1 protein-coding gene is annotated in these 602 nt (G+C 36.0%); it reads right to left on the minus strand.

Annotation, left to right across the window (positions count from 1 at the left end; translation table 11 throughout):
* Window positions 1-260, minus strand: a 260-nt coding sequence (locus HZY91_RS10815) for a CHC2 zinc finger domain-containing protein (protein ID WP_235991639.1), incomplete at its 3' end; no start/stop codon positions are given.
* Between the last annotated feature and the right edge of the window lie 342 nt (window positions 261-602).

Raw genomic sequence — 602 nt, forward strand, 5'->3', positions numbered from 1 at the left:
TTGACAGCTTCGATAAAAGAAACCCCTTCAATTTCCATCAAAAATGAAAACACATTTCCACCTGCCCCACAACCGAAACAATGGTAAATTTGCTTTTCAGGTGAAACGGAAAAAGAAGGTGTTTTCTCTCCGTGGAAAGGACATAACCCAAAGTAGTTGCGCCCTTGCTTTTTTAGTGAGACATACTGTTGAACGATGTCTACAATATCGACTGAGCGACGGATGTGCTCAACCGTTTCTTCAGGAATGCGTTGTCCCATATTTCAACAACTCCAAACATATTTCGACAAAACGTGTGGCTTTGTCCCAACGGTTTTGTATGTTTTTATTCTCCATCGCGCGAAACAATCCCTCTTTTTAAGAAAAAAATATTGTCGAAAATCCCGATGCATTGTCACTTGACAATTAGCTATAAATAGTTTATTCGTCCTATGTTCAGTCTAAACCTGTTTTATCACAATTTTTTATTATAATATAAAAAACGTTAGTTGGCTATACAAATGTTTTTATAAAAAGGAAAAGCACATATCACACGTTGTGACTGTGCTTCACTTGTTTATTTTTCTCTTTTGCGCATAATATTTATAATGACATTCGCTGTT

This window comes from Facklamia lactis (assembly GCF_015863205.1).
In the GTDB taxonomy this organism is placed as follows: Bacteria; Bacillota; Bacilli; order Lactobacillales; family Aerococcaceae; genus Facklamia; species Facklamia lactis.